The 22292-nt window shown below is 45.0% G+C and carries 20 protein-coding genes; 10 read left to right on the top strand and 10 right to left on the bottom strand.

All coding sequences use genetic code 11. From position 1 onward, the window contains the following. The first annotated feature begins 9 nt into the window (after positions 1-9). On the top strand, positions 10-423 hold the full coding sequence (arfB, locus tag DBX26_RS19195) for an alternative ribosome rescue aminoacyl-tRNA hydrolase ArfB (protein ID WP_065300825.1): 414 nt from the start codon (positions 10-12) through the stop codon (positions 421-423). Positions 424-508: 85 nt separating this feature from the next. Then, positions 509-2278 carry a methyl-accepting chemotaxis protein gene (locus DBX26_RS19200; RefSeq protein ID WP_118120624.1) on the top strand — a complete coding sequence of 590 codons (1770 nt, stop codon included), beginning with the start codon at positions 509-511 and terminating at the stop codon, positions 2276-2278. Between the two features lie 90 nt (positions 2279-2368). On the opposite strand, the gene vmeZ is transcribed toward DBX26_RS19200, so the two are convergent. Together vmeZ and vmeY are read right to left on the bottom strand one after the other, a co-directional pair. Next, positions 2369-5521: a multidrug efflux RND transporter permease subunit VmeZ gene (vmeZ, locus tag DBX26_RS19205; RefSeq protein WP_118120625.1), complete on the bottom strand. Its 3153-nt coding sequence runs from the start codon at positions 5519-5521 to the stop codon at positions 2369-2371. Positions 5522-5529: 8 nt separating this feature from the next. Continuing rightward, a complete protein-coding gene (gene vmeY, locus DBX26_RS19210) occupies positions 5530-6657 on the bottom strand; it encodes a multidrug efflux RND transporter periplasmic adaptor subunit VmeY (RefSeq protein ID WP_118120626.1) in 1128 nt (375 codons plus the stop codon). Positions 6658-7042: 385 nt separating this feature from the next. Here vmeY and DBX26_RS19215 point away from each other — a divergent pair, with 385 nt between their 5' ends. Continuing rightward, positions 7043-7507 (top strand): dCMP deaminase family protein, encoded by a 465-nt coding sequence (locus tag DBX26_RS19215; RefSeq protein ID WP_014233800.1) that lies wholly within the window; start codon positions 7043-7045, stop codon positions 7505-7507. A 79-nt stretch (positions 7508-7586) separates the two neighbouring features. Here the strand turns inward: DBX26_RS19215 and pepT are convergent, their stop codons facing one another. Continuing rightward, complete coding sequence (gene pepT / locus DBX26_RS19220) at positions 7587-8819, bottom strand: peptidase T (RefSeq protein WP_118120627.1); 1233 nt, start codon at positions 8817-8819, stop codon at positions 7587-7589. A gap of 103 nt (positions 8820-8922) precedes the next feature. Next, positions 8923-9786, bottom strand: a complete 864-nt coding sequence (locus tag DBX26_RS19225; RefSeq protein ID WP_118120628.1) for a DUF6279 family lipoprotein — start codon at positions 9784-9786, stop codon at positions 8923-8925. A 258-nt stretch (positions 9787-10044) separates the two neighbouring features. Between DBX26_RS19225 and DBX26_RS19230 the strand changes: the two genes are divergently transcribed. Continuing rightward, complete coding sequence (locus DBX26_RS19230) at positions 10045-10218, top strand: hypothetical protein (protein ID WP_014233797.1); 174 nt, start codon at positions 10045-10047, stop codon at positions 10216-10218. Positions 10219-10259: 41 nt separating this feature from the next. Here the strand turns inward: DBX26_RS19230 and DBX26_RS19235 are convergent, their stop codons facing one another. Both DBX26_RS19235 and narQ read right to left on the bottom strand, forming a co-directional pair. Next, positions 10260-10874 carry a response regulator gene (locus tag DBX26_RS19235; protein WP_020334165.1) on the bottom strand — a complete coding sequence of 205 codons (615 nt, stop codon included), beginning with the start codon at positions 10872-10874 and terminating at the stop codon, positions 10260-10262. 4 nt (positions 10875-10878) lie between these two features. Beyond that, a complete protein-coding gene (narQ, locus tag DBX26_RS19240; RefSeq protein WP_118120629.1) occupies positions 10879-12615 on the bottom strand; it encodes a nitrate/nitrite two-component system sensor histidine kinase NarQ in 1737 nt (578 codons plus the stop codon). A 261-nt stretch (positions 12616-12876) separates the two neighbouring features. Here narQ and napF point away from each other — a divergent pair, with 261 nt between their 5' ends. The 6 genes from napF (at position 12877) to DBX26_RS19270 (ending at position 17483) form a co-directional block, all read left to right on the top strand. Continuing rightward, positions 12877-13362, top strand: coding sequence for a ferredoxin-type protein NapF (gene napF, locus DBX26_RS19245; protein ID WP_014233794.1), 486 nt, complete (start codon positions 12877-12879; stop codon positions 13360-13362). Between the two features lie 37 nt (positions 13363-13399). Continuing rightward, on the top strand, positions 13400-13708 hold the full coding sequence (locus DBX26_RS19250; protein ID WP_014233793.1) for a chaperone NapD: 309 nt from the start codon (positions 13400-13402) through the stop codon (positions 13706-13708). Beyond that, complete coding sequence (gene napA / locus DBX26_RS19255) at positions 13705-16194, top strand: periplasmic nitrate reductase subunit alpha (RefSeq protein WP_020334163.1); 2490 nt, start codon at positions 13705-13707, stop codon at positions 16192-16194. Before DBX26_RS19250 ends, napA begins: the two co-directional genes overlap by 4 nt. Positions 16195-16273: 79 nt before the next feature. Next, positions 16274-16729 (top strand): nitrate reductase cytochrome c-type subunit, encoded by a 456-nt coding sequence (locus DBX26_RS19260; protein WP_014233791.1) that lies wholly within the window; start codon positions 16274-16276, stop codon positions 16727-16729. A 28-nt stretch (positions 16730-16757) separates the two neighbouring features. Further along, positions 16758-17336, top strand: a complete 579-nt coding sequence (locus DBX26_RS19265) for a NapC/NirT family cytochrome c (protein WP_065297781.1) — start codon at positions 16758-16760, stop codon at positions 17334-17336. 12 nt (positions 17337-17348) lie between these two features. Then, the gene (locus DBX26_RS19270) at positions 17349-17483 is read left to right on the top strand and encodes a TIGR02808 family protein (RefSeq protein WP_014233789.1); all 135 of its coding nucleotides are present in this window, start codon (positions 17349-17351) and stop codon (positions 17481-17483) included. 194 nt (positions 17484-17677) lie between these two features. On the opposite strand, the gene phaC is transcribed toward DBX26_RS19270, so the two are convergent. The 4 genes from phaC to DBX26_RS19290 all read right to left on the bottom strand — a co-directional run bounded on the left by phaC (position 17678) and on the right by DBX26_RS19290 (position 21873). Then, positions 17678-19447, bottom strand: coding sequence for a class I poly(R)-hydroxyalkanoic acid synthase (gene phaC / locus DBX26_RS19275; RefSeq protein WP_118120630.1), 1770 nt, complete (start codon positions 19445-19447; stop codon positions 17678-17680). A gap of 66 nt (positions 19448-19513) precedes the next feature. Then, entirely contained in the window at positions 19514-19861 is a 348-nt protein-coding gene (locus DBX26_RS19280; protein WP_014233787.1) for a phasin family protein, read from the bottom strand. Between the two features lie 45 nt (positions 19862-19906). Beyond that, a complete protein-coding gene (locus DBX26_RS19285) occupies positions 19907-21115 on the bottom strand; it encodes an acetyl-CoA C-acetyltransferase (RefSeq protein ID WP_014233786.1) in 1209 nt (402 codons plus the stop codon). Positions 21116-21132: 17 nt separating this feature from the next. Beyond that, positions 21133-21873 (bottom strand): SDR family oxidoreductase, encoded by a 741-nt coding sequence (locus tag DBX26_RS19290; protein WP_014233785.1) that lies wholly within the window; start codon positions 21871-21873, stop codon positions 21133-21135. Between the last annotated feature and the right edge of the window lie 419 nt (positions 21874-22292).

Below are 22292 nucleotides of genomic sequence, written 5' to 3' on the forward strand. Positions count from 1 at the left end.
TCTCTTATCATGCTCAAAATTTCGAACTCCGTCACACTTCAGGAATGGGAAATCCAGTTATCCCCAATAAGAGCTCAAGGAAATGGTGGGCAGAACGTTAATAAAGTAGCGACTGCAATTCATTTGCGCTTTGACATACGTCACTCAACTTTACCGGAGTTTTACAAAGAGCGATTACTCGCGCTTTCAGACAACCGTATCACAAAAGATGGCGTGATTATTATTAAGGCACAACAGTTTCGCACGCAGGAACAAAATAAAGAAGACGCTCTGAATCGGCTGCAAGAACTGATTGAATCTGCTGCTATACAAAAGAAGAAGCGCATTAACACTAAACCGACTCGCGCTTCACAACGTCGTCGCCTTGACAGTAAAAACAAGCAGGGCACTAAAAAGCAGCAACGTAAGAAAGTACAGTATTAAGCAAAAGCAGATAACAAAGTAAAAATTTCATCTTCATCTCACCGGCAGCTCAATACGCCCGAGCAATTTTTCAGGAAAAAACAATATGACTATTCGGCAAAAACTCTACTTCCTAGGAGCTATCGCCATTTTAGGCATTGTGACCCTTTTGGGTACCTCATCTCATTTCGCCAACCAGAGTAATGAACTTAACCACGCCATTAAGCATGTGGGTGATTTGGAAATTCGCTTATTAAATTTGCGACGTAATGAGAAAGACTTTCTTCTTCGTAGCGATTTAAAGTACTTAGAAAAATTTAACGACAATGTTGACCTATTTATCCAACTTGAAGAGGAACTTGCTGAAATACTGACGCATTATGACCTCCCATCAAGTCATCAGCTAAGAACAGACCTGCTGGCTTACCAAAGAGGGTTTCAGACTCTGGCATCCGCTTCTCAACAATATGGTCTTAACAGTGAAAGTGGACTTTTAGGACGATATGAACCGCTATTGCTCGATGCGAAAAAACTTGCCGACCACCAGCAGATTCTGGCACTTATTCATTTTGATAACGCGGTAAAGGCAGGTCAATTCGAACCTAACTCGCTAGGTGGTATTGATGCACCGGAACTGATGAAGGTTGCAAAGCAACTTGCGAATCAGAAACAAATCAACGGGGTCGCTTACAACAAAGGATTACTTGGTGAGACTCGAGCACTCTCTCATGCAGTAGAAACGCAGTTCGATACTTTCTCGTCGATGATTGATTCTGCAGCCACTAAGCGCGAAGAGAGTATGAGCACCATTAAGCAAGTCATTACGGCTCTGGTACTGATCGTTCTATTTGTGCTTATCTGGCAAATATCTCGATCAATTAACGTTCGCGTAAGTAGCCTATTAACAACAATAAAGACCATCAGCGAGAGCAACGATATATCAATACGCTCCGGTCTGGCGGGTAGAGATGAATTGTTTGATATCAGCCATCACCTTAATGATCTGCTGGAAAAACTTGAGCGTTTAATTCAGAACACGCAAGAGAAGTCGATGCAACTGACCGCAAGCACCGACAATATGCACCGTGAACTTGAAGGCGTCATGGAGCAATTTCACACTCAAACCGATCACACCGCCTCTATGGCGACAGCAGTTCAACAGATGGTCGCGACCATCGGTGAAATATCGGAAAGTACGTCTGTTGCGGTAGAAGGCGTTCATCAAGCCGCCAACAATGCAGAGCAAGGACGTACAGTCGTCGAAGCCACTGTGACGAATATTGGCCAGCTGAGTGGCATTTTATCTAACAGCCAACAATCTATCAGCTCTTTAAATCAGCATGTCGCTAAGATTGGAGGCGCGGTAAATATCATTCAGGAAATCGCAGAACAAACTAACCTGCTCGCGCTTAATGCAGCTATCGAAGCTGCGCGTGCTGGTGAACAAGGTCGCGGTTTCGCCGTGGTTGCTGATGAAGTTCGAGCACTGGCCAGTCGTACGCATCAATCTACTGAAGAAATAACGCGAGTGGTCACCGATATTCAGGTGCAAATGTCGGCCGTCGTGTCCGATATCGACCAATGTAACGATCAAGGGCAACAAACGCTGAGTGCTTCTGAGCAGCTGGACGCTAGCCTGCAACAAATTATCACTGACATGCATACGATTCAGGGGAACTCAGAGCGAATTGCTTCTGCGATTGAGGAGCAAGGTATTGTGATGAATCAGGTTAGCGACTCAATCAATGAGCTCAATGTGATCTCAGAAAATAATATGCAATCAGCAAAAGAGTGCTTACTGGAAGTAGATTCCGTCTCGGCTCAAGCTCATGATATGGATGATGCCGTTGCAGAGTTTAAAACTCGCGTCGCCTAATCCGCTAAGATAGTTCCAAATAAAAAGCCCGAAGTGCATGACACTTCAGGCTTTTTCATTTAAAGGGCGATGACCAACATTTGATCATCACTACTCATCATCAAGAGGGACCATTTTAGTATTGCCGCCATGCACCTTCTCACGCTGTTTCTGAACCAGAGCATAGAAACCCGGGATCAGGAATGTACCTGCAAGAAGCACACATAGCAGGCCACCAATCAGGGAAATGCCCAAAGAGTTCTGACTCACATGCCCGGCACCAGCAGCAAAAATCAATGGGAAAATACCTAAGATAAATGACCACGACGTCATGTTTACCGCTCTGAAGCGCAATGTACCACCCTTCACCGCCGCACTATCGATGTCCACATCTTTTTCTTCGCGCTCTTGCTTTGCGAACTCCACAATCAAGATCGCGTTCTTCGCGGCTAAGGCTATCAGCAGAACCAGACCAATCTGTGCATACAAGTTCAACGGCGTTCCAGTTAAGTTCAGTGCGAGGAACGAACCGAGTGTCGCAACTGGCACGACGAGAATAATAGCCAGCGGGATACTCCAGCTCTCATACTGTGCCACCATGAACAGGTAAATGAAGATCAGTGCCAATGCAAATGCGTAAATCGCCTGATTGCCAGCAAGCACTTCCTGATAAGCCATACCCGTCCACTCATAGGTGTAACCTTGAGGCAGAACCTCTGCCGCGACACGCTCCATGGCTGCGATCGCGTCACCACTTGAATAACCCGGTGCTGGTTGGCCTTGAATAATCGCGCTGCGGTACATGTTGTATCGCCATGCAACATCTGGCTCAAACACCTGCTCATAACTAACCAGTGTGCTTAGCGGAACCATATCTCCACCAGCCGTACGCACGTGGAAACGTTCTAAGTCCTGCATACTGCTACGATGCTGGCTGTCCGCTTGCATGGTCACTCGGAAGTTCTTACCAAACATGGTGAAGTCATTCACATACAAACTGCCTAAGTTGCCTTGCAGTGTCTGGAAGATTGAGGACAATGAAATACCGAGTTGCTGCGCCTTTTCACGATCAATATCAACGTAGTAATGCGGCACATTGGCACGGAATGTACTGAAGGTATAAGCAATTTCCGGCGCTTGGTTTGCCGCCTGAATCATCTCACCCATCACCATGGACAAGTCGGTACGGCTGCGTCCCAAGGTATCTTCCAACACAAATTCAAAGCCCGACGCAGCTCCCATACCCGGAACCGCAGGAGGCCCCATCGCAAACACTACTGCCTGTGGTAATTTCATCGCAGCAAGACCGTTGATACGGTCAGCAATGCTATTTGCAGAGTGGTCACCATCTAAGGCGTTTCGCATCTCCCAGTCGTGCAATTTAATGAACATCGAAGCGCCATTTGAAGCGGCAGCTCCCGTCATGAATGAATAACCGTTTGCGACAGTCACACCGTCAACACCAGGTTCCTGCTCTACCATTTGCATTAGCTCACGCGTTACCTCTTCAGTACGAGACAATGACGCAGAATCTGGTAGTTGAACATTCACCAGCAAGATCCCTTTATCTTCCTGAGGAACAAATGCAGTGGAGGTTGTCTTGGCAAAGAAAGATACCGCCGCAACTGCAACAATAAAGAAAGTCACGAGCAACAGTGATTTCTTCACCAGGAAGCCTGCAATCTGACCATAGCCTTTGGTCACACGCTCTAGACCACGGTTAAAGGCCTGGAACCAGTTTGCCGTATTGCCACCACCTTGCTTTAGCACCAATGAACATAACGCAGGTGAAAGAGTTAACGCATTAATTGATGAAATCACTACCGAGATACAGATAGTCAGCGCGAACTGACGATACATGATACCGGTAATACCAGGTAGCATTGCCACCGGAAGGAACACGGCAAGAAGCACTAAGGTTGAGGTAATGATTGGCCCAGTTACCTCTTTCATCGCAAGCAGAGTGGCTTTACGCGGTGAAATGGTTGGATCCTTCGCCATGGTCGTATCCACGTTTTCGATAACCAAGATAGCGTCATCCACCACGATACCAATCGCAAGAATCAAACCAAACAGAGTAACAGTATTAATGGTAAAGCCTGTTACTTGCATGATCGCAAACGTACCGATCAACGACACAGGAATCGCGACCACTGGAATCAACGTGGCACGCGCACTGCCTAAGAACAGATACGTAACAGCGATAACCAATAAAATCGCTTCTATCAGTGTTTTGACGACCCCCTTAATTGACTCAGAAACAAACACCGTTGTGTCATAACTGGTTTCGTACGTCATGCCCTCTGGGAAGTCTTTACTCAAACGCTCAAGCAGTTCCATTACCGCTTGGCCACTTTCCAGCGCATTGGCATCTGACTGAAGGGACAACGCAACGATAGACGCGTCTTGACCACGGAACTGACCATTACCGTCGTAGAACTTTTTACCCAGTTCCACACGAGCGACATCTTTTAAGTAAACGGTTGAACCATCGGAATTGGCACGAAGTATGACATTTTCAAACTCGCTAACACTCTCTAAACGACCTTTTGTCACTAGGTTGAACTGTACTTCTTGCGGGTTATTGTATGGCGCGGCGCCTACTCGACCAGCCGCGACCTGAACGTTTTGCTCGGCCAACGCAGAATACACATCTGATGTTGTCAGCTTGAGATTGGCCATTTTTTCAGGGTCCAACCAGACTCGCATCGCGTATTCACCGCCGCCAATCACGTTAACTTCACTGATCCCTTTAGCGCGGGCAAGCTGATCTTTTACATTCAAGTTAATGTAGTTGATCAAGAACTGGTCGTCATACTTGCCGTCTGGAGAATAGAAGTTCAGTACCATCAGAAGATCAGGCGAACGCTTTTTAACCGTCACGCCTACCATGCGTACTTCTTGTGGTAATTTGGACTCAATCTGCGATACTCGGTTCTGAACGTTAACTTGCGCCATGTCGGGATCGGTTCCGACATCGAAAGTGACGTTCAAACTGTAAGAGCCATCGTTGGCACTTTTCGAAGACATATAAATCATGTCTTCTACACCGTTCACAGAGGTTTCTATCGGATCTGCAATCGCTTGTTCGACAACTTCAGCACTGGCTCCAGTGTAGTACGCCGACACGCTAACCGAAGGTGGGCTGATTTGTGGGTATTCTGCAACTGGCAGGATGGCTAATGAGATAGCCCCTGCCAAGGTCAAAATAATGGAAATGACCAGAGCAAACTTAGGTCTTTGTATAAAGAAACGACTTAGCATTCTGCCCCCTACTGCTTATCTTCAGTCGGAGTTTGAATACTCACTTCTACGCCATTGCGAACACGCTGTAAGCCCTGTGTGATCACCGAATCGTTTTGATCCAGACCAGCACGGATAATGATCCCTTGCTCTACTTGCGGCCCCAGCACAACGTTACGTCGCTCAGCCACATTACCTTCAGTGGTGATCATTACAAAATCTCCCTCCAGATCCGTTTGTACCGCGCGACGTGGCACGACAATCACATCTTTTGTGTTCTTATCGCGCAAGTTCACTTTGATGTGCTGACCCGGTAATAGCTTATGATCAGGGTTGGTGACAATCGCTCGCATCGCAATCGTGCCAGTTTGGGTATTAATGCGGTTACCCAAGAAATCGAGTTGCCCTAAGTGCTCAAAGAATTCTCCATTTTCCAGCTCTAGCTGTACTTCTACATTACTGGATTCCGCGGAGCCATCCCCTTTTACTTTGTCCATACCCATCGCCAGACGTTCGCGCTCACTAACACTGAATGAGGTGTGAACGGGATCAAGGCTAACTAATGTGGTCAACACCCCTGATGATGGAGAAACCAAATCACCAGTACTTACTTTGGTATCACTGATACGGCCGCTAAATGGTGCACGAATCTGGGTATAAGAGAGGTTAACCTCCGCTAATTTCAACTGGGCGTTAGCTGCTTCAAGTTCCGCTCTGGCACCTAATAGCGCCGCAGTCAGAGCGTCAAACTCTGACTGAGAAATACTGCCGCGAGGAAGCAAATTTTTCCCGCGTTGGTGGTCAAGCTCTGCTTTCTTAAGTGATGCTTTAGCTTGCGCCAATGCTGCTTTCGCACTTGCTACCTGAGCTTCAAAAGAAGAAGGCTCGATGGTATAAAGCAATTGGCCTTTTGCTACCATTTGCCCTTCATCAAAATGACGCGCTTTCAGGTAGCCTGAGACTTGAGCGGTAATATTGGTATCTTCTACCGCTTCAATTCGGCCGATATACGACTTGCTTGGTTGATAGTCGATAACAATGACATCCTGTGTCACGACGAGAGGAGCCTGACTCCCTCCCTGGGTATTTTTCACTTCTCCGCATCCTGCAAGGATAGTAGTGGCCGCTATTAGTGCGACGAGTGTTTTCTTTTGCATGTATTTACCATTTTTATGGAACAGGATATTATTAAAAAACCCTTCAACCTTACCGTCTGTAGAGTGCGAATTCTCCTACATAAATTATGCAAATCGTTTCTAATTGTAATTAAATGAAACCAAGTAAAATTAACGTGATGCGATGGAAATTTTTTTATGATCTTTATTAATTCTGGAGTATGAAAATCCATCAAACATCAACGCAGTGTATGACTACTTTTCTCTCCCCCTTCACCAACATCTAGAGCCTGTCGACCAGACTCCCTTACCTGACAGAACGATGAAAAGTGAGCAATTAAGCGTCAGCACTCGTTTTTTGACTATTTTTTACAACAAAATGAGTTATCATTTCGATATTTCAAAGCCTTCGAACGAGAGGATGTACATGATTTCTAAATGGGCGAAACGTTTTTACCAAATGGCCGAATTGGTGGCGTCTTGGAGTAAAGATCCCTCCACACAAGTAGGTGCAGTAATTACTAAGCAAAACCGTATCGTTTCTGTTGGCTTTAACGGCTATCCACACGGGGTTTCCGACAGCGTGGATACCGATGAGCGAGAACTTAAATACTTAAAAACACTGCATGCAGAAGAAAACGCTATTCTGTTTTCTAAGCGTGATTTAGACGGCTGTGACATTTGGGTCACGCATTTTCCGTGCCCTAACTGCGCGGCAAAAATTATTCAGACTGGCATCTCACGCGTACATTGCCCAGAGCAATCAGAAGATTTTCTGTCTCGCTGGGGAGATAAGATTCAGGTGAGTCAGGATATGTTCGATCAAGCTGGCGTAGAAGTGGACTGGCTGCCGTTAGAAGAAATCGAAATTGAAGGAACAGACGTTCGTTAACCTTCATTTAAAGTAACACTAAAAACACAACAGCCCAGATATCGTCTGGGCTGTTTCTATTTGTTCGCGGTAGTTACTATCACTTTTGGTATTTCTTCGCCGTCAGCTCTGCAATTTTGGCGATCACCAATACCGATTTTTCCATCATTTCTACTGACACGAATTCATGGATACCATGAAAGTTAAATCCGCCAGTAAAGATATTTGGGCAGGGTAGCCCCATAAATGACAAACGAGCCCCATCGGTTCCGCCTCGTATTGGTTTAATCAGAGGCTCAACATCACATGCTTCCATCGCTTGCTTTGCAAGGTCGATAATATGCGGATAAGGCTCAACCATCTCACGCATGTTGTAGTAACTGTCTGTGATTTTGATTTCTACACAGCCATGTTTCAGACCGGCGTTCATCTCATCGACGAGCTGACGCATAAAAGCTTTACGACTTTCTAAACCTTCTCGCTCAAAATCACGAATAATATAGCTCAGCTCACTATGAGCAATGCCAAGGCTGCCTGATTTAAGGTGGTAGAAGCCTTCATAACCTTCTGTGGTTTCGGGCGTTTGATTTTCCGGCATCTGAACCTGAAATTTGGCCGCCAGGTTCATCGCGTTGACCATCTTTCCTTTTGCGGTTCCGGGGTGAACGCTGACTCCGTGAAAAACAACGTCAGCGGTCGCTGCATTGAAATTCTCATATTCAAGTTCACCTTGAGGACCACCATCAACGGTGTAAGCCCATTGCGCACCAAACTTTTCAACATCGAATTTATCAGCGCCCCGACCGATCTCTTCATCGGGCGTGAATCCAATACAAATATCGCCATGAGGAATATCAGGGTTTTCAATCAGCATCGCAATGGCCGATAATATCTCCGCGATGCCTGCTTTATTATCTGCGCCCAAAAGGGTCTTGCCATTGGTCGTGATTAGGTTGTGACCATGAAGCTGATGCAAATCAGGGTATTGAACAGGTGATAACACTTCGTCACCGAGCCCCAGCGCAATATCGCCCCCCTGATAGTCTTCCACAAACTGAGGCGAAACATTTTTACCGGACGCATCTGGCGCAGTATCCATATGCGCGATAAAACCGATAGCGGGCACATCGTAATTCACATTAGAAGGTAACCTCGCCATAAGGTAACCATGGTCCGTTAAAACAACATCATTTAAGCCGAGGTTAATCATTTCCTGTTTTAAATGTTGTGCAAAAACGAGCTGCCCCGGACTACTTGGACAGGTCGTCACTTTGGGGTTTGATTTGGTATTGAACGTGACGTAGTGAAGAAATCTTTCAACTAAATGCTTCATAATTATTCTCATTACTCTAGGCTTCTGAGCATGTTACGCCCAACGTAGAATAAGAACTTGCTTTGAATCATTTTCTATTTAAAAACAGAGCTAATCCTACCGTTCAATCGAGAAGCTCCTGTGCTAACTCACGCCACTGGGCAACCTCGCCGCGAAAATGGTTCCACTGCTTTTCCGTCATGGACTTAGAGAGCGAAAGGGTGAGTTGGTCCACCAGCGCGAGATTGTGATCCATATTTTGAGATAGTTGGTCACTATAAAAACTTTCTGGCTCAAACATTAATTGCATGAACACTTTCTGATAAATAACACTGTTGGATTTATTGTCGAACATATATTCGAGCTCTTGATATATTGATGCTCGATAATTACGCCATAAAGGGCTATTGAGAATAACTTGATTAGAAAATTGCGTCACATAGCGTTGTTGATCATCATTTAGCTCTCCTATCCATTCTGTCACCCACTCTTCCGTATTTTCAAAAACAATCTTTCTCACTTCCTTTTCTGTCTTATCCGCATATTTAGCGTTTCTCTTCTTATAGTCCTTTTGTACGTTAAGTAAAAACTCACGTTGCTGCTGCGGCGTTAATAACAAGCTTAATGAGAACAATTCGGGCGCGACCTTACTAATAATGCGGTTATAATGCTCTCGGAATCTTTCTCGGCTTTGCTGTAAGTAATTTAACGTAATGTCTTCCTCTGTCATGGTTTCCATTTCCTTTAAATGGTCGACATAACGAGGCAGCTCTTCTTGCTTGTGCCACTCTGCTAAGAATAACAACCGCTCTTCTAGCAAACTTTCTTGCTCTTGGTTGAGCGTGACATAATCGTCCAGATATTCGAGGACAAACCAATCTAAATTGTTATAGAAAAACTTTTTAGTACAACCAGCCAGGACAAAAATGGAAATCAATATAAGGCTGTACCGAAGTACTTTATTAGATACGTCATGTAATTTAATCACTTACCGAATTCCCTTTTCTTTTGTTTACCCTCTATAATCAGTGGTATCACTTAATATTGCGGCAAACTTACCTTGATGTGACAAATATTTGTTGTCACCCTAATAGAATATAGAGTTTGAAAAGAACTTTTTGATCACTACTATCCGCAAAAAAGTGAATTAGAGCGTATTGGTTGGCTAAAAAACAAATCGAATAGCGCTCCCTAAACGGCATATAATTTGCTTGAATAATTCTAGGATAGTTTATGGAGGCTAAGTATGGCTGCCGTTGAGCAACTTGATAACTGTGTAGAATATGAAATTCTATATTTTGAACAGGGAAGAATGTTCCGCATGATGGTTGACGCCGAGAACAAAGACTCGGCTTATGAATTTTATTTAGGATGTGGGAAGCATATTAGCGACTTGTACTCTATTCGCCCAGATTATTGAAAATCCACCTCTATGCATAATAGAGGCGGGTTTGATCATTGCTACTTGCTATCGCCAAAACGTTCTAAATAGAGAACAGTAGCCGCTGTGCGAGAAGGGACTTTTAGTTTTTTGAGCAAACTCTTCATATGCACTTTGACTGTCGACTCTGAGATGAATAGACGGTCTGCAATTTGTTTGTTTCGAAACCCTTTCGCCACTTCTTTGAGTATTTGGCTTTCACGTTCGGTTAACGCATCAAATACGTCTTCTTGCTCGCCGCGCTCACTAAGATACTTTGCTACTTCCTGACTGTATGTTTTGTCACCACTATGAGCCTGCTTTAATAACTCTACCAGCTCATCTGGCTCAGTATCTTTAAGCAAGTACCCATCGGCACCGGTGCGAACAATCGCATCAATATCCGCCGGGCTATCCGAGACCGTTAAAATAACAATGCGCGCTTCACACCCGTCAGCTCGCAAGGCTTTCAGCGTATCCAAACCAGACATTCCCTTCATATTGAGGTCAAGAAGCACTAAATCCAGTTCCAGTTCATGCGCTTTAGCAACAGCGTCCGCACCGTTACTCGCTTCTGCAACAACTTCAAACTCTGGCTCGAAACTTAAAAGTTGTTGAATACCACGTCGCATTAGTGGATGGTCATCCACCAGCATTACTTTACACGCTGTCAATGTTTACTTCCTTACTATGTTGGAATTCTAATGTTACGGTACAACCATTGTTTTTCGACGCGACTACATGAAGATCTGCATGCAGTCTTGTTGCTCGCTCTTGCATGATACTCATACCGTAATGATTAATTTTTTGGTCTTGATGATCAAAGCCTACTCCGTCATCTTCTATTGTTACAGTGATCTTGCCGTCATAATCGAGGCACTGAATAACAATATTATCCGCCTGTGCATGCTTTATCGCGTTCAGGGTCGCTTCTCTGATCAATTGCAGTAAGTGCACCTGTTGATGCGCATCTAATTCTGTTGAAGAAAGACGGTTGTTTAAGGATATCTTAGTCGCCGTTTGTTCATTTAATGTAGCAACCATTTCTTGTAATGCCTGCCCAAAACTCCCCTCCTTTATTGTTAAGCGGAAGGTTGTGAGTAGCTCTCTTAACTGAGTATACGCAGCCGATAACCCCGTATCCAGCTCAGCAATCACCTGATTCGCTTGTGATATTGCCTTTTCATCCGGCAAATTTTTCACGCTTCTCTTAAGCAAAGCGACTTGAATTTTCAGGTAAGAGAGAGCCTGAGCCAGTGAGTCATGCAGTTCACGCGCGATGGTAGCCCGCTCTTCCATCAACAATATTTGTTCCGCTTGTCGCTGAGCTCGATTGTAATAAACTGCTCGGGAAAGAATCTGCACAAAGTTTTCAATTAGCGTTTCATTTGGACACGGCAGTCCTGCCTTCCAATACAAGTACCCTAAGTGCTCTCCATCAAGTACGAGCGGATCTGCGTGGCACGCTTCATCGCAGTCATGGCAGCACTCTTCCCCCTCGGCAAGAATCCAATTTGGCTCCCCCACCTGCTCGATCTCGAGCTTAACCGCCTTAATACCTTCCAGACTTGCAAGGTGCTGTAAAATAGCCTGAAAATTATCTTGGCCGATTCGTGAAGCCGTCAGTTCTTTTGATGAATCATACAGCACTTCGAGAGACTGGTTCGCCTGCTGCAATTTACGAGTTTTTTCGTCAACCGCTTTTTCTAACCCTCGGTAGAGTTTACCAAGATCGGTAGCCATACGGTTAAAAGTACGTGTTAGTATGCCCATTTCATTATTGCTTTGAACTTCAAGCGAAATATCAAAGGTGCGGTTTTTAATCCGCTCACTCGCGACGACCAAAGATCGCAACGGTTTAACCACTTCGCGGCGGACAAAGAGAACAACAAAGACACTTGCGCACAGAATCCCGCCAAGACCAAGGCCACCGACCCACGCTAAGTTAATCAACTTTTGTTCTGAAAAGTTTTGCAGCTTAAACACAAACGCATCAATCTGCGCAACAAACCCCGCAACCAACATTTGATAGTCGCTCGGATCCTCTCGCTTCAGAACTAATTTGAGTTCATGCCATCGAGCAATCAATCCGTAATAGTCTTGGGTGATGTCTTCAGGTACTGACCAGTTTTGCAACGCTTTCATCGAAGGTGAATAAATCGAACGCTCAAAAGTTTCAATATGATCCGAGTAATCTAGCGACTGGATTTGAATATCATTAGCCAACCGATAACTCTGCATGCGCATTGACCCTGCAACATTCACCGCTTCAGCATCGTTGAGGCTAGACGCGAGCGTGAAAATAGCGAATCCAGTGGTAGCAATCGATAACAGCAGAATGATTAGCATTGCAGATGCAATCGTCCCAGTTACCGACTTTTTCACATTTTTAAACAATCTGAATTCCTTACTTTATTGTCCGACTGGCTTATGCAGTGAGCCCGTGACGCTTCAGCGTCCTCAATATGTGATCACTCGCGACAGAATTAATTGATCTAAAACAATATTACCCCCCAATTAACCCCTTGGAGGTATTTATACGAATATGTCAAAAACTACAATTTCGTTAGCGTTAATGACAGTTTATTAATGAAAATTGTGGGCTAAGCTTATTTGAGTACCAAATTTTAAGATGAACATCCGCATTGAGGTGGTTAAGTGGTAAACCTTTCAAGAAGAAGACTCTTTGCAAGAAAAACGCACACCAATGATGCAGTACGCTTACCTTGGTTAGCACAACCTGAGCAGTTTACAGATGGTTGTACTCGATGCGGTAAGTGTATCGATGTCTGCGAAACTAAAATTATAACTAAAAGTGACGGCGGCTTCCCTTCGGTCGACTTTAGCATTGATGAATGTACGTTTTGCTATCAATGCGCAGATGCCTGTCCCGAACCACTATTTTTAGCAGAAACAGAGCAACCTTGGCAGGCAAAAGCACAAATAAATGACAACTGTTTAGCAAAACAAAACGTTGAATGCCGCAGCTGCGGTGATATGTGCGACCCAATGGCGATTCAGTTCAAATTGGAGCTTGGGAAAGTAGCGCAACCAAATTTAAACCTTGATGAATGTAACGGATGTGGCGCATGTGTCTCTGTGTGCCCTACTTCATCCATCAATGTGAGCAATATAACAGCCTGAGCCGTACACATAGAAAGGCAATAACTGAGAGAACGATATGTCTCTAAATGAAGTGCATATTTCAAGTTTGGTAGTACACGTACTGCCAGAGCATCTGGATGAGATCAAGGCCCAGATCGAAGCGTATGAAAACGCCGAGATATACGGTGACAGTCCAGAAGGCAAAATCGTTGTGGTGCTGGAGACCGAAAACCAGGGATTCATTACCGATACTATCGATGCGATTAATAATTTACCGAATGTCTTAAGTACCGTCTTGGTTTACCACCAAATTGAGACTGAACTTGAACAAACAGATAACCAAGACACTGGAACACAACATTCCCAAATTGAGGGTGAAGTATGAAAATGACAAGACGTGCGTTTGTGAAAGCAAACGCGGCTGCATCAGCTGCTGCCGTAGCTGGTATTACGCTACCAGCCTCTGCCGCAAACCTGATTGCCAGCTCTGACCAGAGCAAAATCACATGGGACAAAGCGCCTTGTCGTTTTTGTGGTACAGGTTGTTCTGTTCTAGTTGGTACGCAAAATGGCAAAGTGGTCGCTACACAAGGTGATCCAGAAGCGCCGGTAAACAAAGGTCTGAACTGCATCAAAGGCTATTTCCTGTCTAAAATCATGTACGGTCAAGACCGTCTGACACAGCCATTGCTGCGCATGAAAGATGGCAAATACCACAAAGATGGCGAGTTTACGCCAGTTTCTTGGGATGTCGCTTTCGATACAATGGCCGAGAAGTGGAAAGCATCGCTAGAGAAAAAAGGCCCAACTAGTGTCGGTATGTTCGGTTCTGGTCAATGGACCGTAATGGAAGGCTACGCTGCAGCAAAAATGATGAAAGCAGGCTTCCGTTCAAATAACATCGACCCGAACGCACGCCACTGTATGGCTTCTGCGGTAGTTGGCTTCATGCGCGCCTTTGGTATTGATGAGCCGATGGGATGTTACGACGACTTCGAGAACGCAGATGCATTCGTTCTTTGGGGTTCTAACATGGCAGAAATGCACCCTGTACTGTGGACACGTATTACTGACCGTCGCCTGAGCCACCCTCATGTTAGAGTCAACGTCCTTTCTACCTACTACCACCGTTCATTTGAGCTGGCGGACCATGGCTACATTTTCAATCCTCAGTCTGACCTTGCGATCGCTAACTTCATCGCCAACTACATCATCGAAAATGACGCGGTAAACTGGGACTTCGTTAACAAGCACACCAACTTCACTCAAGCAGACACCGATATTGGTTACGGCTTACGTGATGACGACCCGTTACAAAAAGCGGCTAAAAATCCAAACTCAGGCAAACTGACTGCTATCTCTTTTGAAGAGTACAAAAAGTCTGTTGCTCCGTACACCGTTGAGAAAGCGTCGGAAATCTCTGGTGTAGAAAAAGAGAAACTCATCGAGCTTGCGAAGCAATACGCGGATCCAAACACAAAAGTGATGTCACTTTGGACTATGGGTATGAACCAGCATACTCGCGGCGTATGGATGAATAACCTGGTTTACAACATCCACTTGCTAACCGGTAAAATCGCGACTCCGGGTAACAGTCCGTTCTCATTGACTGGTCAACCATCAGCCTGTGGTACTGCGCGTGAAGTAGGTACCTTTGCTCACCGTCTGCCAGCAGACATGGTGGTAGCAAACCCTAAACACCGTGAAATCGCAGAGAAGATCTGGAAACTGCCTGAAGGCACCATTCCACCAAAACCAGGCTTCCACGCGGTTCTTCAAGACCGAATGCTAAATGACGGTGTGTTGAACTGTTACTGGGTTCAATGTAACAACAACATGCAGGCGGGTCCGAACATTAACACTGAGCGTCTTCCTGGTTACCGTAACCCAGAAAACTTCATTGTGGTGTCAGACCCATACCCAACAGCGACTGCGCAAGCGGCCGACTTGGTACTTCCTACCGCAATGTGGATTGAAAAAGAAGGCGCTTACGGTAACGCAGAACGCCGTACTCAAGCCTGGTATCAACAAGTTGGTACGGTAGGCGAAGCGAAATCAGACTTATGGCAAGTCATGGAGTTCGCGAAACGCTTTAAGATGGAAGAAGTGTGGCCAGAAGAGTTACTCGCAAAAGCACCTGAATACCGTGGAAAAACCATGTATGACATGCTGTTTAAAAACGGTCAGGTCGACAAGTTCCCTGTTGAAGAAGCGCGTGAACTAAACGACGATTCTCATCACTTCGGCTACTACGTTCAAAAAGGCCTGTTCGAAGAATATGCAACATTTGGTCGCGGTCATGGTCATGACTTAGCACCTTACGATGTTTACCACACTGTACGCGGCTTACGCTGGCCTGTGGTTGATGGTAAAGAAACGCAATGGCGCTTTAAAGAAGGCTCTGATCCATACGCTAAAGCAGGCTCTGGTTGGGACTTTTATGGTAACGCGGATGGTAAAGCCAAGATCATCTCCGCACCATACGAAGCGCCACCAGAAATGCCAGATTCCGAATACGATTTATGGTTATGTACAGGCCGTGTTCTTGAACACTGGCATACTGGTACCATGACTCGCCGTGTTCCTGAGCTTTACAAAGCGGTTCCAGATGCGGTGTGCTACATGCATCCTGAAGATGCGAAAGCACGTAATGTTCGTCGCGGCGAAGAAATACTGATCGCCAATAAACGTGGTGAAGTACGAGCACGCGTAGAAACGCGTGGTCGTAACCGCCCTCCACAAGGTTTGGTATTCGTACCGTTCTTTGATGCTCGTATTTTGATTAACAAGTTAATCCTTGATGCAACTGACCCACTGTCAAAACAGACAGACTTCAAAAAGTGCCCGGTCAAAATCACTAAGATTGCTTAACCCTTCAGATATCGAATAAAACGGCCGCCCACGCGGCGGCCTGAAAAAGAACTTAAGCCTTAAAGGCGGAGAAGAAACGATGAAAAAATTACTTGTCGCACTTTTATCTGTAGGTGCTTTGGTGACAGGCATTGCACAAGCTGAGTTAAACAACCCAGGTGGTACTGGTGGACTAGAATCTTTGCGTGGCATGTCTCAACTTGAAGATACTCGCCCTGCTGACGAGTTTAAAGACTTCCCAAAAGATCAAATCGTTGAGGATAGCTTTGTTTATCAGCCACCGCTGATACCACATAGTATTCGTAACTATGAGGTGTCTTTAAACGCGAATAAATGTCTTGCCTGCCATAGCTGGAAAAATGCGAAAGACTCTGGCGCGACAAAAATCAGCGTAACCCATTATGTTAACCGTCAAGACGCTGTGCTTGCCGATGTCTCTCCTCGTCGCTTCTTCTGTTTGCAGTGTCACGTTCCGCAAACCGATGCGAAGCCATTAGTGGAAAACGAATTCCAAGCTGTAGATTCGCTTCAGTAAATGAAACGCGAGTGCTAAGAGGTTACTTATGAAAATACTTAAAGCGTTTTGGAATAGACTGAAGAGCCCAAGCAAAGCTGCCGCTGGTGTGGTTTTATTCCTCGGTTTTGCTGGCGGTCTGCTGTTTTGGGGCGCATTTAACACGGGAATGGAAGCGACAAACACCGAAGAGTTCTGCTCTGGTTGCCACGCGCCAATTGTTGCTGAGATCAAAGAGACTATCCACTACTCAAACCGCTCTGGGGTACGAGCGATTTGTTCAGATTGTCACGTTCCACATGAGTGGACAGATAAGATCGTACGTAAAGTTCAGGCTTCAAAAGAGTTGTTTGCTCACTATGTTTTGCGCACTATCGATACGCCAGAGAAATTCCAGGAACGTCGTGGGCATTTGGCAGAACGTGAATGGGCTCGTATGAAGAAAAACGACTCTTTAGAATGTCGTAACTGCCACGAGTTCGACTTTATGGACTATTCACAACAAGGCTCTCGTGCTTCTGCTCAACACTCTACAGCGTTGGCTTCAGGCGATAAAACCTGTGTAGATTGTCATAAAGGTATCGCACACAAATTACCTGATATGCACGGCGTAGAAGGCTGGCAATAAGGAGAACTGACCATGAGTACACTAGAATCTGTGATTTGGCACATCCTAGGATACAGCGCAATGCCAGTAATCATCTTGTCTGGCTTTGTTGGCGTAGCTGCCGTTTCTCTATGGGTGTTGTCGCTGGGTAAAGACAAGAACCTGTAATCCAAACAACGCAATGCATGGATACGCGAAAGCAACCATGTTCCAAACTTGTTCATGCATCAATCGTTAAACAGCGCTGGGATAATCTCAGCGCTGTTTTGTTTTACGCCGGACCAGATAAAAAAAAGCGACCACGAGGGCCGCCAAGAGTATCGCCAAAATAATAATGCGGAAGGAAACATAACCATTTAAGGTCATTTCACAGGCAATACCTGTTTAACGTAGGTTCCCGGCGCTTCATCAATCACAGGATTGTTTTCAGAGCCAACAGGGAATGGTTCAACCTGCTCTTCTGGATTGAACTGAAGTAGCCATTCGTTCCAATGCGTCCACCAGGACCCATCTTTACGTTCAGCACTGCTTAGCCATTCCTCGGCAGAGTCTTCTAGCGTATCGTTCAACCAATAGCCGTACTTGCCCTTAGACGGTGGATTGACAATACCAGCTATGTGCCCAGATTCACCTAGTACAAACGTCTTGTTACCACCCGTGTTCAGAGCGCCACGGTACGTGCCTTGCCATAGTGCGATATGGTCTTCTTTGGTTGATACAAAGTAGCTTGGGATTTTAATCTTATTCAGATCCATCCAAACGCCGCCGATTTTCACGCCTTTATCTTGTATCAGTTTGTTTTCCAAATAGAGCTCTCGAAGCAGGAAGTTATGCGCGGCAGCACTCACGTTGGTACTATCGCTGTTCCAGTACAACAAGTCGAAATCTACCGGACTATTGCCTTTCAAGTAATTGTCCACGTAGTAGTTCCAGTACAAGCTGTTCTCACGCAACAAACTGAATGTCACACTTAAAGAACGGCCATCCATGTAACCTTTCGCGTTGTTCTGTGCTTCTATCGCACTGATGATGACATCATTAATGTAGGCACCCACTTCTCCCGGCTGAGAAAAATCCAGAAGCGTCGTAAAGAAGGTCGCGGATTTAATGCGTTTCTTCATGCGCTTCGCCGCATAGTAGGCAACAGTACTTGCAAGAACGGTCCCGCCGATACAGTAACCAACTGCATTGACTTGCTCTTGACCAGTAATGTCTTCAATCGCTGCGACAGCTTTTACCACACCGTCAGTAACATAATCGCCAAACTCAACGTTCGCTTGCTCTTTACCGGGATTACGCCAGGACATCATAAATACAGTGTGTCCTTGCTCCAGCAACCAGCGAACCATCGAGTTCTTCTCGGTGAGATCCAGAATGTAGTACTTGTTAATGAACGGCGGTACGATCAGCAATGGCGTTGCATTCACCTTTTCCGTCACCGGACGGTATTGGATCAGCTCAAACAGTTCATTTTTGAAAACCACATCACCTGCCGTGGTGGCGACATCTTCACCAACACGGAAAGCATTGTTGTTGGTCATACGGATTTTTAAAATATCCGCGCTCGACTCAACGTCTTCCTTAAACTGCTCTAAACCTACTAATAAGTTTTGACCGTTTTGTTCAAGTGTCAGTTTTAAAAGCTCTGGATTGGTCGCAATGAAGTTAGATGGGGAGAGGGCATTGATAGCTTGGCGGGAAAAGAAAATAATTCGCTCTTTTGCCTTCTCATCTAAGCCTTCTAATGACTCGATGGTGTCCAAGTACGTTTTACTGAACAAAAGGTAAGATTGCTTGATGAAGCTATACATCGCCTCATTTTGCCAATCCTCATGAGAGAAACGCTTATCTCCCCTTTCTGCTTCTATTGTTTGCGTCTTGTTACCTGCCAGAACAACGTTCTGCCAGATTTGCAGTTGTTGCTCCCACCATTCAGCTTGCAGCTTAAGAATAGCAGCAGGTTGATTGGCAGCTTGTTCAAACAGTTTGGCAGTGTCCTCAAAGTTCACTTCTTGCATAGCCTTGTTCAAAGGAGAATTCACGACTGCCTTGTTGACTTCGAAATCATGCCACCATTGTTGATTGGTTTCCTGAAGCTTTACAAGATAGTCCGAAAAGAAGTGTTGAAACATAGTCTTACTCCTATATTCGGAAAAAACAACGCCGCCCAAATCTAGGGGCGGCGAGAATCGGACAAATTACGCTGGAGTAACAGTCTTAAGATTTTCCGAAGTCATTTTCTCAACGTCTTCTTTGAATTCTTTTGCGATAGCTTGCAGCTTGTTGCTGTCATCCATCATTTGTTGAGAAAGCTTAGTCAGTACGCTTAGCTGCTGGCTGTTGAACGCAGTCAGAGAAGTCACGTCTTTGATTTCTGACGCTGCTTTCATTTGCGTAATACCCATTTCACTGTACGTACGCATCGCGTTAAGTTGAAGCTCAGTTAGTACTTCAACGTTTTTAGTCACAAGCTTGTTAAACTTCAAGTAAGGTTCTAGCGTTTTTTCTGTTTGATCGCTGAATGTTTTGAAAAAATCAGTGTACATGGTGTATCTCCTAGATAAATGAATATAAATGTCCGTTTAAAAAAATTACTTAATTGCTTTTAGAATGACAGCTGTCCCCATACCGCCACCCACACACAGTGAAGCTACACCGTATTGGGCGTCCTGCTTATGAAGTTCGTGAACTAAAGTGACCAGAATTCGGTTGCCAGAGGCACCAAGTGGGTGACCTAATGCAATCGCACCGCCATTAAAGTTTGCTTTATCTTGAATCGAACTGACTGGAACTTGGTTTGTTTCCGCCAACTGATGAATCACCCCAAGAGCCTGAGCGGCAAAGGCTTCATTCAGCTCGTATACATCAATATCCTGAATATTAAGCTCTGCTTTCTTGAGCGCTTTATTCACTGACTCGACTGGCCCTAGCCCCATGATCTTTGGATCGATACCTGACTGCGCATAACTGACAACCTCAGCCAGAGGTGTCAAACCATGAGCTTGAACCGCGCTTTCTGATGCCACGATGATCGCACTCGCACCATCGTTGATTCCTGATGCATTACCCGCTGTGACTGTACCTTCACGATCAAATGCCGGGCGAAGCTTGCTCAAGCCTTCAAGTGTCGCGTTTGCCTTAGGGTATTCGTCTGTGTCGAAAATAATCGTTTCACGGCGGTGCGTTACTTCAACCGGTACGATTTCATCTTTGAATTTGCCTGCTTCAATCGCGGCGACCGCTTTCTGTTGGCTGGCTAAAGCATACGCGTCTTGCTGCTCGCGGCTAATGCCCACTTCCTTTGCCACATTTTCCGCAGTCACACCCATGTGGTACTGATTGTAAATGTCCGTTAGGCCATCGGTGATCAACAGATCTTTCAGTTCCATGTTGCCCATTTTATTCCCATCGCGGACGCTACTAGGAACGATGAACGGGATTTGAGACATCACCTCAACGCCTGCAGCAACAACCACTTGAGCATCACCGCTGCGAATGTGAGAAACCGCATCCATCACGGTTTTCATGCCACTACCACAAACCATGTTGACGCCATACGCTGGTACAGACTCCGGAATACCCGCAAATATTGCTGCCTGACGACCTACGCCCATCCCTTGACCAGCACTAACGACGTTACCAACAATCACTTCATCAATCTTGTCGCTTCCGAGATTTGCAGCTTCAAGCGCCCCTTTAATTGCGACTGCTGCCAGATTGCCTGCTGAAGTATTTTTTAAACTTCCACCAAATGCGCCAATAGGTGTACGCTTTGCTGCTACGATATAAACTTTTTCCATCATCTCTATCTCTATCCTTAGTGCATGTAAAGGCCGCCGTTCACCGACAGTGTTTCGCCGGTGATGTATGCGCCTGCATCACTCACTAAGAAGCTAACAGATGCTGCAATTTCTTCTGGTGTCGCTAAACGCTTCATTGGAATCTGATTAGTAATCGATTCCAACACTTCTGGCTTCATTTGCTCTACCATTGGTGTCCCTGTGTATCCTGGAGCAATCACATTAACGGTAACGCCTGAACGTGCGCCTTCAAAAGCCAACGCCTTAGAGAAGCCGATCATGCCTGCTTTCGCAGCCGAGTAATTTGCTTGGCCAAACTGCCCTTTCAGACCGTTAACCGACGAGATATTGATGATGCGCCCGCTACCTTTTTCACACATTGCTGCGAAAATTGGTTGAGTAACGTTGAACAAGCTATTCAGGTTGGTATTGATTACATCGTTCCAAGCTTCTGCGGTCATCTTCTTAAAGACGCCATCACGAGTGATACCTGCGTTGTTGACAACAACATCAAGCGTCCCCTCTTCTTGAAGCAAAAGGGCTAGCGTTTCTGCACACTGAGCAGTGTCGGTAACATCTAACTCTAAAAGGCGAACCTGATCTTTGGTAAACCCTTTGCTGTTAAACCACTCCAACGCACACTCATAGTTGCCAGTGTTGTAAGTAGCGATGACACGATAGCCATCGTTGACGAGTTGAGAGGAAATTGCGGAACCAATTCCGCCTTTTGACCCGGTGATCAAAGCGACTTTATTCATTGACGACTCCATTCTTTATCGGAAAATAAATCAAACTACTAATTACAAAATCTAATTGTTTAATAATTTATTCGGCAGAAATCCTTTAACGCCTTTTATTTTAATTTAATCCATAAGTATTACATTTCAAATAATACTATAGTCTATTTTCGTATTATTGATTTAGATCTCACAAACAATGAAAGGTTAAATAATTGTTAAATAGTTAGCAATTAAATATAAGTCATTGTTTTAAAATGAAATTAAATCGTAGACAAACTCAAACGAAAACCACAAAAAACCATAAAAATCAATAATTTATAAAAGCAAGAACAAATTACACCATTTAGTGAAATAAGATCATATTTAATATTTACCAAGAGTTTTATAAACAAAAAATAGAGTATTAGTTCAAAATTAATTATTGATTATATTAATGT

Origin of the sequence: Vibrio sp. dhg (genome assembly GCF_003443775.1) — a bacterium.
In the GTDB taxonomy this organism is placed as follows: Bacteria; Pseudomonadota; Gammaproteobacteria; order Enterobacterales; family Vibrionaceae; genus Vibrio; species Vibrio natriegens.